Source organism: Acidovorax radicis N35 (assembly GCF_000204195.1).
In the GTDB taxonomy this organism is placed as follows: Bacteria; Pseudomonadota; Gammaproteobacteria; order Burkholderiales; family Burkholderiaceae_C; genus Acidovorax; species Acidovorax radicis.
Map to the genome: position 1 here is coordinate 38,589 of NZ_AFBG01000023.1, position 13,876 is coordinate 52,464.

15 protein-coding genes are annotated in these 13,876 nt (G+C 64.3%); 12 read left to right on the plus strand and 3 right to left on the minus strand.

Annotation, left to right across the window (positions count from 1 at the left end):
• The first annotated feature begins 17 nt into the window (after positions 1-17).
• From motB to ARADN35_RS0122045, 8 genes are all read left to right on the plus strand, one after another.
• Positions 18-950, plus strand: a complete 933-nt coding sequence (gene motB, locus ARADN35_RS0122005) for a flagellar motor protein MotB (protein WP_010466074.1) — start codon at positions 18-20, stop codon at positions 948-950.
• A 72-nt stretch (positions 951-1,022) separates the two neighbouring features.
• Positions 1,023-1,409 carry a chemotaxis response regulator CheY gene (cheY, locus tag ARADN35_RS0122010; protein WP_010466076.1) on the plus strand — a complete coding sequence of 129 codons (387 nt, stop codon included), beginning with the start codon at positions 1,023-1,025 and terminating at the stop codon, positions 1,407-1,409.
• A 4-nt stretch (positions 1,410-1,413) separates the two neighbouring features.
• Positions 1,414-2,040, plus strand: a complete 627-nt coding sequence (locus ARADN35_RS0122015) for a protein phosphatase CheZ (protein WP_010466078.1) — start codon at positions 1,414-1,416, stop codon at positions 2,038-2,040.
• Between the two features lie 243 nt (positions 2,041-2,283).
• Positions 2,284-3,438 (plus strand): EscU/YscU/HrcU family type III secretion system export apparatus switch protein, encoded by a 1,155-nt coding sequence (locus ARADN35_RS0122020; RefSeq protein ID WP_010466080.1) that lies wholly within the window; start codon positions 2,284-2,286, stop codon positions 3,436-3,438.
• Positions 3,435-5,516 carry a flagellar biosynthesis protein FlhA gene (gene flhA / locus ARADN35_RS0122025; RefSeq protein WP_010466082.1) on the plus strand — a complete coding sequence of 694 codons (2,082 nt, stop codon included), beginning with the start codon at positions 3,435-3,437 and terminating at the stop codon, positions 5,514-5,516. Before ARADN35_RS0122020 ends, flhA begins: the two co-directional genes overlap by 4 nt.
• A complete protein-coding gene (gene flhF, locus ARADN35_RS0122030) occupies positions 5,513-7,012 on the plus strand; it encodes a flagellar biosynthesis GTPase FlhF (RefSeq protein ID WP_010466084.1) in 1,500 nt (499 codons plus the stop codon). Before flhA ends, flhF begins: the two co-directional genes overlap by 4 nt.
• Positions 7,005-7,802 carry a hypothetical protein gene (locus ARADN35_RS0122035; protein ID WP_010466086.1) on the plus strand — a complete coding sequence of 266 codons (798 nt, stop codon included), beginning with the start codon at positions 7,005-7,007 and terminating at the stop codon, positions 7,800-7,802. The genes flhF and ARADN35_RS0122035 overlap by 8 nt, the downstream gene beginning before the upstream one ends.
• 145 nt (positions 7,803-7,947) lie before the next feature.
• Positions 7,948-8,664, plus strand: coding sequence for an RNA polymerase sigma factor FliA (locus ARADN35_RS0122045; protein ID WP_010466088.1), 717 nt, complete (start codon positions 7,948-7,950; stop codon positions 8,662-8,664).
• A 282-nt stretch (positions 8,665-8,946) separates the two neighbouring features.
• Here ARADN35_RS0122045 and ARADN35_RS0122050 read toward each other — a convergent pair whose 3' ends face one another.
• From ARADN35_RS0122050 to flgA, 3 genes are all read right to left on the minus strand, one after another.
• Entirely contained in the window at positions 8,947-9,321 is a 375-nt protein-coding gene (locus ARADN35_RS0122050; RefSeq protein WP_010466090.1) for a hypothetical protein, read from the minus strand.
• A gap of 48 nt (positions 9,322-9,369) precedes the next feature.
• Positions 9,370-9,690, minus strand: a complete 321-nt coding sequence (gene flgM / locus ARADN35_RS0122055; protein WP_010466092.1) for a flagellar biosynthesis anti-sigma factor FlgM — start codon at positions 9,688-9,690, stop codon at positions 9,370-9,372.
• A gap of 94 nt (positions 9,691-9,784) precedes the next feature.
• The gene (flgA, locus tag ARADN35_RS0122060) at positions 9,785-10,588 is read right to left on the minus strand and encodes a flagellar basal body P-ring formation chaperone FlgA (RefSeq protein WP_010466094.1); all 804 of its coding nucleotides are present in this window, start codon (positions 10,586-10,588) and stop codon (positions 9,785-9,787) included.
• A gap of 212 nt (positions 10,589-10,800) precedes the next feature.
• Between flgA and ARADN35_RS0122065 the strand changes: the two genes are divergently transcribed.
• Genes ARADN35_RS0122065 through flgE form a run of 4 tightly spaced genes read left to right on the plus strand, consistent with a single transcriptional unit; the run spans position 10,801 to position 13,697 of the window.
• Positions 10,801-11,259 (plus strand): flagellar basal body rod protein FlgB, encoded by a 459-nt coding sequence (locus ARADN35_RS0122065; protein ID WP_010466095.1) that lies wholly within the window; start codon positions 10,801-10,803, stop codon positions 11,257-11,259.
• A 36-nt stretch (positions 11,260-11,295) separates the two neighbouring features.
• Positions 11,296-11,700 carry a flagellar basal body rod protein FlgC gene (gene flgC, locus ARADN35_RS0122070; protein WP_010466097.1) on the plus strand — a complete coding sequence of 135 codons (405 nt, stop codon included), beginning with the start codon at positions 11,296-11,298 and terminating at the stop codon, positions 11,698-11,700.
• 18 nt (positions 11,701-11,718) lie between these two features.
• Positions 11,719-12,375 (plus strand): flagellar hook assembly protein FlgD, encoded by a 657-nt coding sequence (locus ARADN35_RS0122075; protein WP_010466099.1) that lies wholly within the window; start codon positions 11,719-11,721, stop codon positions 12,373-12,375.
• A gap of 41 nt (positions 12,376-12,416) precedes the next feature.
• Complete coding sequence (flgE, locus tag ARADN35_RS0122080) at positions 12,417-13,697, plus strand: flagellar hook protein FlgE (protein ID WP_010466101.1); 1,281 nt, start codon at positions 12,417-12,419, stop codon at positions 13,695-13,697.
• Positions 13,698-13,876 lie beyond the last annotated feature (179 nt).

Here is a 13,876-nt window from a genome sequence, read left to right on the forward strand (position 1 = left end):
GCGAAGTCCACAACGCCATGGCAGAAAAAAAACTCCAGCCCATCATCGTCAAGCGCATCAAGAAGGGCGGCCATGCGGTGCATGGTGGCGCCTGGAAGATTGCGTATGCCGACTTCGTGACGGCGATGATGGCGTTCTTCCTGCTGATGTGGCTGCTGGGCTCCACGGCCAAGGGCGAGCTGCAGGGGATTGCCGCGTATTTTGCGTCGCCGCTCAAGGTGGCGATGACGGGCGGCGATGGCGCGGGCAACAGCTCCAGCGTGATTCCGGGCGGGGGCAACGATCTCTCGAAGGTGCATGGACAAGTGCGGCGTTCCGACGTGGAGGCGGCCAAGCAGCGCCGCATGAGCATCGACGCCGCCAAGGCCGAGCAGGCCAAGCAGGACCTGGACCGCATCAAGGCCCTGGAGGCCAAGATCGACGCGCTCATCACCGAAAACCCGCGCCTGAACGAATACAAGTCGCAGATCCGCATCGACATCACGCCCGACGGCCTGCAGATCCAGATCATCGACGACCAGAACCGCCCCATGTTCGACAGTGGCAGCGCGTTGGTGAAACCCTACATGCGCGACATCCTGCGCGAGATCGGCGCTGCCCTCGGAGGGGTGGAAAACCGCATCAGCCTGGCCGGGCATACCGATGCCGTGCCCTACGGCAACAGCGACCGGGGCTACAGCAACTGGGAGCTGTCGGCCGACCGCGCCAATGCCTCGCGCCGCGAGCTTGTCTCGGCCGGCATGCCAGACGCTAAACTGGGACGTGTGGTGGGCCTGGCGGCCAGTGATCTGCTGGAGCCAAAAACCCCACGTGCACCCGCCAACCGGCGCATCACCATCACGGTGCTGACCCGGGAGGCCGAAGAACGACTCATGGGCAAGGGGATTCCTGAAATCACATCGACAGAACTGTTGAATGAAAAGCGGGAAAATCCCCCCCCTGTCAGGTAAAAGTTACGACTTGTCACCAAACCTGCCACCCATGACAATACTTACAGCCATTTCCGACCGAAAGGGTCCCACGTGACCACAGCCCTTCGTTTTTTGATCGTTGACGACTTCTCCACCATGCGGCGCATCGTGCGCAATCTGCTCAAGGAAAGCGGCTTTGCCGATGCCGACGAGGCCGAAGATGGCGTGGCCGCCTTGAACAAGCTGCGCAACAGCAAGTTCGACTTCGTGGTGACCGACATCAACATGCCCAACATGAACGGTTTTCAGTTGCTGGCGGAAATCAAGAAGGACGACAAGCTCAAGCACTTGCCCGTCCTCATGGTCACAGCCGAAGCCCGCAAGGAAGACATCGTGGCGGCCGCCCAGGGCGGTGCCGCGGGCTACATCGTCAAACCCTTCACCAAGGCCACGCTCGAAGAGAAAGTGACCTTGATCCTGAAAAAGATGGGGCTATGACACCATGGACGACACACCGGACAACAGCCAGCCGCCTGCCGATGTACACCACAAAATTGGCCAGCTGACCCGCCAGCTGCACGACTCGCTCAACGAACTGGGCTATGCCGACAAGCTGCGCGGCTCCATGGGCGAGCTGCCCGATGCGCAAAGCCGCCTGTCCTACATCGCCCGCCTGACCGGTGAAGCGGCCGAAAAGGTGCTCAACCGCGTCGAGCAGGCGAAGGCCCAGCACGACTACATCGCGGCGGAAACGCGCCGGGTCGTCAACTCACTGGTGGCCGACCCGGTGGCGGCCGTGGCCAAGGGCGAGATCTTCAACTTCCTCACCGACGTGGAGCGCGTGACCAAGGAAGCCGACACGCACCTCACCGAAATCATGATGGCGCAGGATTTTCACGACCTCACGGGGCAGGTGATCGCCCGCGTGGTGAACCTGGCCGCCACCATCGAAGACCAGCTGGTGCAGCTGCTGATCCAGACCGCCCCCGCCAATGCGCAGGTGGCCGCCGTGGTCGAGCCAGCCCGCACCGCGCACCTGCAGGGGCCCGTGGTGGACCCCGAGCACACCCCCGACGTGGTGACTGACCAGTCCCAGGTGGACGATCTGCTCGCCAGCCTCGGGTTCTGACAGCCCGCGGGGGGCTTCATCCCCGGTTTATTGATCAAAATGATCTCTAGCGTTTACCCATCAAGCGCTAGCAGCTATCAATTTTGACAACTTCCTCCTGCATTGAGCTGTTGCCAGCGAGTGACCGTATGCGCGTGAAGCCGCTTCACGCCGCATCGAAAAGGGGGGGCTGCCACCTCTTTATCGGGCTTTAGATTTCCGGGTCGCTCACGACAATGGCATGACACCAGCCGTCATGCCATCATGGAATCCAGCCAAGAAAAAAGCCTACCCGCGTCAGAGCGCAAGCTGCAGAAGACGCGCGAAGACGGCCAGGGAGCGCGCTCACGCGATCTTTCCCACTTGGCAATCCTCGGTGCTGGGGCAGCCTGCCTTCTCGTGCTGGCCCCCCAGCTGATGGACCATATGCAGCGGGCGATGAGCCAGCAGCTGGCGTTTGATGCCGCCACCGTGATGGCACCGGGCACCATGCTCAAGCGCTTGCAGGACATGATGTTGGTGGGCCTGGTGGCCAGCACGGTGTTTGCCCTTCTCACCAGCGCCGCCGCCCTGATCAGCGCCATTGGCGCGGGCGGCTGGATTCTGAGTCTCAAGCCGATCACCCCCCAATTCAACCGGCTCAACCCGATCTCGGGCGTGGCCAACCTTTTCTCCAAGCAGCAGATGGCCAATGTGGCCAAGATGGTGCTGATGACCGCGATCCTGAGCTATGTGGCCTGGAAGTTCATGGGCAACAGCATCGACACCGTGGCCATGCTGGTGCTGCAACCCTCCCCCATGGCCATCCGCCAGTTGGCGGACTGGCTCACGTCCGGCATGAGCCTGCTGCTGCTGGTGGTGTTTCTGGCGGCGCTGGTGGACGTGCCCCTGCAGGCTTACTTCTTCAAGGCGCGCCTGAAGATGTCGCACGAAGAAATCAAGCAAGAGCACAAGGAATCCGACGGCAACCCGCACACCAAGGGCCGCATCCGCCAAAAGCAGCGCGAGATTGCCGACCGTGCCAGCGTGGGCGCCGTTCCCAAGGCCGACTTCGTGGTCATGAACCCCACCCACTACGCCGTGGCGCTCAAGTACGACGAAAAGACCATGAGCGCCCCGCAAGTGATTTCGCGCGGCACCGACCTCATCGCACTCAAGATCCGCGATGTCGCCAAGGAGCACAACGTGCCCGTGCTGCAGTCACCCATGCTGGCCCGGGCGCTGTATGCCCATGCCGAGCTCGACCAGGCCATTCCCACCGCGCTCTACACCGCCGTGGCCCAGGTGCTGGCCTATGTCTACCGCTTGAAGGCCGCCCTGCGTGGCGAAGGCCACATGCCTGACGGCCTGGTGGAGCCGTTTGTGCCTCCTGAACTCGATCCGCTGAACCGCACTCCCGTGCAAGGCGCTGCCGTATGAACACCTCCGTAACGTCTCTTCGGCAATGGGCTGGCAGCAATGCAGGCGCCCTGCAGGGCCTGTCGGCGCCGCTGCTGGTGGTCGCCATTCTCGCGCTCATGGTGCTGCCGATCCCGCCGTGGCTGCTCGACGCGTTCTTCACGCTGAACATCGCCGTGGCCCTGATGGTGATGATGGTGGCGGCCTACATGCTGCGCCCCCTGGATTTCGCGGCCTTCCCATCGGTGCTGCTGCTGACCACCCTGATGCGCCTGTCGCTGAACGTGGCCTCTACCCGGGTGGTGCTGCTGGAAGGCCACACGGGCCCGGGCGCCGCCGGTGCGGTGATCGAGGCCTTCGGCCACTTCCTGATCGGTGGCAACTTTGCCGTCGGGCTGATCGTGTTCGCGATCCTGGTGGTGATCAACTTTGTGGTGATCACCAAAGGCGCCGAGCGCATTGCCGAAGTGTCGGCCCGCTTCACGCTGGACGCCATGCCCGGCAAGCAGATGGCGGTGGATGCCGACCTGAACGCCGGGCTGATCGACGAGAAGGAAGCCAAGCGCCGCCGCGCCGAAGTGGCGGAAGAAGCGAACTTCTTCGGGTCCATGGACGGTGCCTCCAAGTTCGTGCGCGGCGATGCGGTCGCCGGCATCCTGATCCTCTTGATCAACATCATCGGTGGCTTTGCCATCGGTGTTTTGCAGCATGACCTCTCGGCCAAGCAGGCGGCCGACAGCTACATCCTGCTGGCCATTGGTGATGCGCTGGTGGCGCAGATCCCCGGCCTGCTGATTTCGGTAGCCGCCGCCATGGTGATCTCACGCGTGGGCAAGGACCACGACATGGGCCGCCAGATCGTGCAGCAGCTCTTCATGTCACCCCGCGTGCTGGGCGTGACCGCTGGCATCCTGCTGCTGCTGGGCCTGATCCCGGGCATGCCCCACGTGGTGTTTCTGACCATGGGTGGCCTGCTCGCCTATGGCGCCTGGGTGCTGCACGAGCGCCAAAAGGTACCGCCCGAAGTCGAGGCCCCGCCCGCCCCCGTCAGCGATGGCGAAGCCACCTGGGACGATCTGCAGCCCGTGGACCTGCTGGGCCTGGAGCTGGGCTACCGCCTGATCAGCCTGGTGGACAAGAGCCGCCAGGGCGACCTGCTCACGCGCATCAAGGGCGTGCGCCGCAAGTTTGCGCAGGAAGTCGGCTTCCTGCCTCCGGCCGTCCACGTGCGTGACAACCTCGAATTGAAGCCCAGCGGCTACCGCATCACGCTGCGTGGCGTGGTGGTGGGCGAAGGCGAAGCCTTCCCCGGCATGTTCCTGGCCATCAACCCGGGCGGCATCACCACGCCGCTGATTGGCACCCCCACCACAGACCCTGCTTTTGGACTCCCAGCACACTGGATCGACGACCGGCAGAAGGAAGCCGCACAAATGGCTGGTTTTACGGTCGTTGATTCCGAAACCGTGATGGCCACCCATTTGTCACACTTGATGCAAGTGCAAGCCGCCAAGCTCCTCAGTCGCACGGAAACGCAGCAACTGGTGGAACACGTGGCCAAGCTGGCTCCCAAGCTCATCGAAGAAGTGGTCCCCAAAATGGTCTCCATCGCAACGTTCCAGAAAGTCCTCCAGCTGCTGTTGGAAGAGTCTGTGCACATCCGCGATATCCGCACCATCATTGAAACGCTGGCCGAGCACGCCGGTGGCATCTCCGACCCGGTCGAGCTGGCCCGCCGCGTGCGCATCGCGCTGTCGCCCGCCATCGTGCAACAGATCTACGGCCCCACCCGCGAACTCAACGTCATCGCCATCGAACCCGGCCTCGAACGCCTGCTGGTACAGGCGCTGGGCAACACGGCCGGCCCCGCCCTGGACCCGGGCGTGGCCGACATCCTCACGCAAAAGGCCGCCGAGGTGGCCCTCAAGCAGGAAGAGATGGGCCTGCCCGCCTGCCTGCTGGTTCCCGACCAGATCCGCAACGCCATCTCCCGCCTGGTGCGCCGCGTGGCCCCCCGGCTGCAGGTGCTTGCGCACAGTGAAATCCCCGAGACCCACACCATCCGCATTGGGCCGATCCTTAGAGGTGCATCAGCATGAACATCAAACGCTTCCACGCTCCCACATCCCGGGAGGCTCTGGCCAAAGCGCGCATGGCCTTTGGCGACGGCACACTGATCCTGTCCAACCGCCCCACGGCCAACGGCGTCGAAGTCGTGGCCACGGCCGAAGACACCCTCTCGGCTCTGGATGGCGGCGGCAGTGCCGGCTCTTCCAGCAACCCGCCCTTGCTGGCCCCCACACCGGCGCGCAGCGCACCCCAGCGCACAAACCAGGCAGCCACGGCCAACACCCTGGGCCGCAACCCGGTGGAGGAAGACACCGAGCAGCTGGCGATGAGCACGCTGTCGTTCCAGGACTACGTGCGTGAGCGCATGCTGCGCCGCCGCCACGAGGCGCTCAACGGCCCAGCCGAACCACAAACCTTGTCGGAGCGCAGCCGCGACCAGGAGCCGGAACGTGAACGCATGCCCGCGCCCGCCGTGGTGCGCCACAACCCGCTGCGCACCATCCCCATGGACATCCCGCCCGAGCCGCCACGCCGCCGGCAGGAAGCCGCCAGCGCCAACCTGATCCAGTCGAACAACCAGCAAAGTGTGATGAACGAACTCCATGCGATGAAGGAGCTGATCGAAGACCGCTTCAACACACTGGCCTGGCTGGGCCAGGCGCGCCAGAACCCGATCCAGTCCAATCTCATGCTCAAGATGATCCGCGCGGGCTATTCGCCCTCGCTGGCCCGCGCCGTGCTGGAACGCATGCCCGAAGAGCTGTCGGCGGCAGAGTCGGTGCGCTGGTTGATGGAAGTGCTGGAGCGCAACCTCAAGACCGACCTGGCCGAACCTCCGCTGTACGAGCAAGGCGGCATCTTCGCGATGGTGGGCTCCACCGGTGTGGGCAAGACCACCACCACGGCCAAGCTGGCCGCACTGTGCGCACGCATCCACGGCCCCGGCAGCGTGGGCCTGATCACGCTCGACACCTACCGCGTCGGCGCACACGAGCAGCTGCGCACCTATGGCCGCATGCTGGGCATCGTGGCCCATCTGGCGCACGACCGCGCCGCGCTGCAGGACCTGCTGGGCCTGCTCAGCGGCAAGAAGATGGTGCTGATCGACACCACGGGCGTTGCCCCGCGCGACCCGCGCAAGCGCGACATGCTCGACGTGCTGGACCTGCCCCACGTCAATCGCCTGCTGGTGCTCAATGCGGGCTGCCATGGTGACACGCTCGATGACGTGCTTACTGCCTTCAAGACCGAGGGCTCCCAGCAGGCCATCCTGTCCAAGGTGGACGAAGCCGTGAAACTCGGCCCCGCCATCGACGCACTGATTCGCCACCAGATGGTGCTGCGCGGCGTGACCAACGGCCAGCGCGTGCCGGAAGACTGGGAGCGCGCCGATGCACACAAGCTCATCAGCACCTCCATGCGCGCGCCCGCCAAATCGGCCTTTGATCCCAAGGCGACCGACCTGAACTTCTTCTTCTCGCATTCGCCTGACACCATGAACGAGCGAGGGCTGGTCGATGCTTGATATCGGCTTTCACCAGGCGGCCGGCCTGCACAGCTTCACCCCGCAGTCTGAATTGCGGGTGGTGGCGGTCGCCAGCCAGGACAACGCAGGCACCGGGCTGGAGACGCTGTGGCAGATCTGCGCGAGCCTGCAGCGCCTGGGCTACCCGGTGGTGGTGCTTGACGGCACCGCCCAGGAGACGGACGACTGCCCGGGGCTGCTGCACCTATTGCAACAGGCACCGTGGAACGAGGGCGTCAGCCTCAACATGGGGGCGATGGCATCGTCACTAGCGGTGATTCCGGCGGCGAAGGGCCTTTTGCGCATCAGCCGGGAGGCCAGCCGCAATGAAACGGCGCCGCTGCCCGGCCTGCTGCCCTATTTTCGGACGTACGGACTGATCGTGCTGCACGCGCCTGCGGCCACACTCGGACCGCTGCTGACGCACACGTCCACCATACCGCTGGTGGTGATGGGTGACGGCTCGGCAGGTGTGCTCACCAGTTACAAGAGCCTCAAGCAAATCGCACAGCACACCACCCTGCCCTGCATGGTGGCGGCCTTGCTGCATGGCAACACCGCGGCCGAACGGCGCAAGACGCAACACGCACTGCTGACCCTGCAGGACTGCGCCGAGCGCCACCTGGGTGGCCCGGTGCGCACGACCACCATCGCCACGCAGAACCCCCAGGACCTCCAGCGCCTGGCCTTGCAACTGCTGGAAAATGCGGGCACTATCAGTGAATCGCTGACGGCCCTGCCGCCTTGCAACATGACAGAAATGCCTGCGCATTTCGTCCGGAGCCATTGACCAGCGTACCAGAGCGTGTGATGTACTTGTTTAACCCCATGCCGTTGCTGGCCGCCGCATGCGGCGTTCAGGCCCTGGCACATGCGGGGCCAGGCCAAACCGGCCTGCCCGGCGGCTTTGCAGGCACTTGAAGGTGGATAACACGATGTACACCGCCAAAGGCCAGCTCGATCGTGATGCGCTGATCCGCCAGCACGTCCCGCTGGTGCGAAGGATTGCGCACCACATGATCGCCAAGCTGCCCCCCAATGTGGAGCTGGACGATTTGATCCAGGTCGGCATGATGGGCCTGGCGGATGCCCTGTCGCGCTACGAAGTCGCCCAGGGCGTGCAGTTCGAGACCTTTGCCACCCAGCGCATCCGCGGCGCCATGCTCGACGAGTTGCGCGAGGGGGACTGGATGTCACGCAGTTCTCGCAAGAGCCAGAAAGACATCGAGCACGCAGTGCGCCGGATGGAACAAAAGCTGGGCCGCAGCCCCCTGGAGTCTGAAATCGCCAGTGAGATGGGCATGAGCCTGCCCGACTACCAGAACCTGCTGGGCAAGGTCCGGGGCACACAACTCGTGTACCTGGAAGACATGACCCATGGCAACGACGACGACGATGGTTTCCTCGACCGCCACGTTGCCGATGGCGATGCCGACCCGATGGAAATGCTGCGCGACCAGCGGCTCAAGATGTCGCTGGTGAATGCCATCAAGACCCTGCCCGAGCGTGAGCAGCACATCATGGGCATGTACTACGAGCACGACATGAATCTCAAGGAGATCGCAGCCGTGCTGGGGGTTACCGAGTCACGGGTGTGCCAGCTGCACAGCCAGTCTATCGCCCGGCTGCGCGCCAAGATGCGCGCGCATTAGCTCCCTCTGAGGCCATAACTCCCCCCGAGTCGCCCGCGGCGCCTTCCCCCTGAGGGGGACGCCACCCCTGGACTGGCGAAGCCAGATCCACGGTGGCACTGGTATTGGGCTGCGACCGTTTCGACGGCCATTGCGCTCGGCCGAACTCCGACGTACTGAACCCGGTTTGCTATCGATGAGATAGCTGCTCGCGCTTTACTAGCGTCGGATCAAACCGGTTTGACCATTCAAACAAAGGTAGCTAAAGCGCTGGCAGCTATCTTTTTTGGGTTGCGACTCGACTCAGCCCGCCGACTTGTAGATCCGTGCCACGCCGGGCTTGCCGGGCTGGGCGCCGCGGCCGTCGCCATAGGTGGCGGGGGAGCCGGCCTGGGGCAGCAGACTGGCAACCTGGCGGTCGGCGTTGGCGGACAGGCGGGCGAGGCCCTCGCGGTGGTTGGCCAGCATGCCGCCGATAGCATCCACCCGCTTTTGCAACTGCACCGGCAAAGGCAGACCTCTGGCCGCCGTCTGCTCCAGAATGCGCGCGAACTGAGCCGCTGCATCCCGAAGGGCCGTGCTGTTCTTTTCCAGGGATTGGGGATCTGCCGCGAGAAGGGCGGCAGAGACTTTTTCGATCAGCTGTTCAACAGCCGAGAGGGATTCTTCCAGCGACATGGCGCATTGTGCGTTCTATGGCACCCGCCTGCCAAGTGAGTTGACGAATCAGCCGCGGGAGCGGGCCAAGATTTCCTGGGCGTTGGAGAGCATCTTGTCAGCAATGGCCTCGGCATCTACCGAAAAGGTGCCTTTTTCGATGGCCGACCGCACAGCCTTGACCTTGCTGGCATCAAAATCACCGGTGGAACGGGTCGTCTGGTCCAGTGCACGGGCAGCAGTGGAGACCGTGACGGGCACACCGGCGGTTGACACAGCCGCAGCGTCTTTGACGGCTCCTTCAGCAGCGCTGGCAGGACTTTTGGCTTGCTTGGCAAGCCCCGTCTGCGCCAAGGCGCCCGGGAGTTCCGGTTTTTGACCAATCTTCATCGCTCTCTCCACCACCCCGTTGGATGTGGGGCATCAGTAGCAATGTTTTCGACCCATTTGGCCCGGACTTTAGCCATTTATCGCGGCAGCGTCATCAAAGAGCTACGACCACAGTTCCATTTTCATTGACAGTACCACTAACCATTCGACCATTGTCCATGCGGATGCGAACAATCTGCCCCGCAGCGCCTGCAGACATGGCCTGCCCCGCCGACGTCACCGCATAGCCAGGCCCCTGGGCAACCACCTTGACCTGGGCACCTGCGCGGAAGAGTTGAGGGGGCCGCACCATGGTCTGGCGCAATGCCTGGCCCGCCACCAGCTGGCGCGCGGCCACCTGTCCCACCCACATTTCCGGGTTGGCCATGACCGCCGCCGACTCTTCAGCCCAATCCACTTCGGCTTCCGTGGCGTCGTTGGCGGTGAGGACGGCCCCCGAGGCCACCGGGCCGGTCAACACCCAGGCTGGGCCAAAGGCCTTGACGGTCACGGGAAGGTACACATTCCAGGCGGTCTGGCCCTCTACGCAGCGCAGCCCCAGGCGGGTGCGCCCCCACAGGCGGGCGCCCGCTGGCAGGTAAGGCTCGACCCGCGCACAGGGCGCAAGCCGCAAACGGGAGTCGAGTGAGCCAACACTCACTTCCATACGTAACGGCAACCCGGAAGCCTGATTGCGCGACATCGCGTCATTCAGCCAGCGCTGGGTCAAAGGCCCCAGGTCGGTGCTGGGGTCGGCTGCAGCCTGGGCCAATGCGGCCCCACTGCCGCCGACAACCGTTGCCAGCCCCAGCGCCACCGCCAGAGCGTGGCGCACCGCAGCGCGCCCCTGCCCAGCCGCAGCCAGGGCGCCAGAGCGCACCAAACGGGAAATGAAGGGGGAAACGAAGATCGCTGGCATGGGGCCTCCTGGGCATCGCAGGTCTTCCCGCACTGGCGGCAAAGACTATTTCACGACTGGAACTATAGGCACACGGGCCCTGCGCAAAACCCGAAACTGCGCGCCCATTTCCGCGTTCTTCGCGCTTTAGAAAAAAGCGGCGGCTTTCACAATCGAACCACGCCGGAAACCCCCAAACCGGCCCCTATTGCAACCCAGGGTGTGAGGCAACCATGCTTGACAAGATGACCAACCGGCTGGACTTCCACGGCAACGCGCTGCTGCTGCGTGCCGAGCGCCAGCGTGCCATCGCCAGCAACATCGCCAACGCCGACACCCCTGGCTACGTGGCTCGCGATTTCAGCTTTGGCGATGCGATGCGCGAAGCCACAGGCTCAGGATCTGGTGTGACCCGCCTCGCCACAGGGGGCTCCGTGGGCACTGGGGGCAACTTGGGGGCCAAGGGCGCCACAGACCCCCGCCACATTCCTCTGCCCGCCGCCAGCACAGGCACCGGCGCACCCGGTGCGCTGGGCTACTCCGTGCAGGCACAGCCCAGCCTGGACAACAACACGGTGGACCTGGACCGGGAACGCGCCAATTTTGTGGACAACGCGGTGCGCTACGAAGCCACGCTGCGTTTCATCAACGGCAACGCCAAAACCATGCTCAGCGCGATCCAGGGCCAATAAGCCACCCGCATTGCAGCGCAGAAAGCGAGTCTCCCCATGTCCATGTTCTCCATCTTCAATGTGTCGGGCAGCGCCGTCAGCGCGCAGTCGCAGCGGCTCAACGTGGTGGCCAGCAACCTGGCCAACGTCGATGCGGTGGCCGGCCCCGATGGCAAGGCTTACAAGGCCCGCCAGGTGGTCTTCCAGACCGCCCCCATGGGCGCAGACAGCTCGGCCGGTGTGCGCGTGAGCTCCATCAGCGAAAGCAACACGCCCGGCCGCCGCGTGCACGACCCCAGCCACCCGTCGGCCGACGAACAGGGCTATGTGACGCACTCCAACGTCAATGCCGTGGAGGAGATGGTCAACATGATCTCCGCCTCGCGCTCGTACCAGAACAACGTCGAGGTCATGAACACGGCCAAGTCGCTGCTCCTCAAGACCCTGCAGATGGGCCAGTAATTTCCGGGAGACCCCACCATGATTCTCAGTGCCACCAACGCCCCCTCCGTGACCGACGCAACCGGCACGAAGGCCAACACCGCCGCCACCGACCCGGCGGCCGCGCAGGACCGCTTCCTGAAACTGCTGGTTGCACAGCTGAACAACCAGGACCCGATGAATCCGCTGGACAACGCCCAGATGACCTCGCAGATTGCGCAGATCAACACGGTGACGGGCATTCAGCAGCTCAACCAGACGATGGAGAGCATGTCGGCGCAGTTCAACTCGCTGCAGGTCATGCAGGGAACGGCCCTGATTGGCCGCAACGTGATGACCGAAGGTTCCACGCTGGCCGTGGCCGACAAGGCCGGCAAGGGCGGCTTTGAGCTGGGCTCGGCCGCCACCAAGGTGAAGGTCGAGGTCATGACCGCTGGCGGCCAGGTGATCGAGACCATGGACCTGGGCGCCAAGGCCGCAGGGCGCCACACCTTCGAGTGGGATGCCAGCAAATACACCGGCTCCACCGAGGGGCTGCAGTTCCGCGTCAGTGCCACCAATGGTTCGACCAAGATCGAAAGCACGTCGCTGGCCCTGTCCAAGGTGACGGCCGCAGGTGCCGAGGACGGCCAGCTGGTGCTGACCCTGGCCAACGGCAAAACCATCAACTACAGCCAGATCAAGGCCCTGGTCTAAACCCCGGCCGATTCAGTGACCGCCCCCATCAGGAGAACACCATGAGTTTTCAGCAAGGCCTCTCTGGCTTGAACGCCGCCAGCAAGAACCTCGACGTCATCGGGCACAACATTGCCAACTCCAACACCGTCGGGTTCAAGGCCTCGCGGGCAGAATTCGCCGAAATGGTGGCTTCGGCCATCGGCTCGGCGGGTGGCACCAATGCCGGCATCGGCGTCGAAGTGGGCGCTGTCTCCCAGCAGTTCACCCAGGGAAATCTCACAATCACCGGCAACAGCCTGGATGTCGCCATCAACGGCAACGGCTTCTTCACGCTCACGCTGCCCGATGGCACGCCCGCCTACACCCGCTCCGGCAACTTCAAGCTGGACAAGGAGGGCAACATGATCACCAACGACAACGCGAACGTGATGGGGTACCCCGTGGACCCGGTCACCGGGCTGCGTTCGGGCACGGACCCCATCCCGATGGTGTTCCCCACCTCCGAGCCCATCCCCGCCAAGCAGACCACGACGGTCACTGCCGCCTTCAACCTGCCCGCCACGGCCACCGACGCGGCCGGCGACCCTGCCGCGACACCCCCGATCCCGGCCACGCCACGCGCCACCTATGGCACGTCCATCAACGTGTTCGACAGCCAGGGCGTGGCCAAGCCGGTGAGCCTGTACTTCCAGAAGACCGCCACCGACAACACCTGGGACGTGTACGACGCACTCGACGACCCGACGGCGGTGCCCCCAGTGGTGGCTGCACCCATCGGGCAGATCACGTTTGACAACAATGGCGCCATCACCGGCCCGGTGGCCACGCCACCCGCCACGGGCTTTGCGCTCACGCTGAACGTGAACCCGACCCCGCCCAACCCCAACAACCTGCCCGCCTTTGATGTGGCGGTGAGCCTGGACGATGTTTCCCAGAGCGGCAACAAGTTCTCGGTCTCGAACCTGAGCCAGGACGGCTACACCACGGGCGAGCTCACCGGCATCAACATCGAGAACAACGGGATGATCATGACCCGTTACTCCAACGGCGTGACCCGCGCGGAAGGCCAGCTTGCGCTGTCGAGCTTCCGCAACACGCAGGGCCTGGCAGCGGTGGGCAGCAACAATTGGGTGGCCACCTTTGAATCCGGCCAACCCGTAGCAGGCACGGCCACGGACGGCAACTTCGGATCACTCCGCTCGGGCGCGCTGGAAGACTCCAACGTGGACCTGACCGCCGAGCTGGTGAACATGATGACCGCGCAGCGCGCCTACCAGGCCAACGCCCAGACGATCAAGACGCAAGACCAGGTGATGTCCACCCTGGTGAACTTGAGATGAAACACCCCCTGAGTCGCTTCGCGCCTTCCCCCTCTCTCTGCGCGCTGCGCGCTCCGGGAGGGGGACGCAGCCAGCGCGGCGGGGCGGCCCTTGCGCGGCTGGCCGCGCCTGGGCCGCGCCGGTTGCACACGCTGCGCACGGCACGCAGCACTGCAGGGTACTGAAAGGAACATCGCACC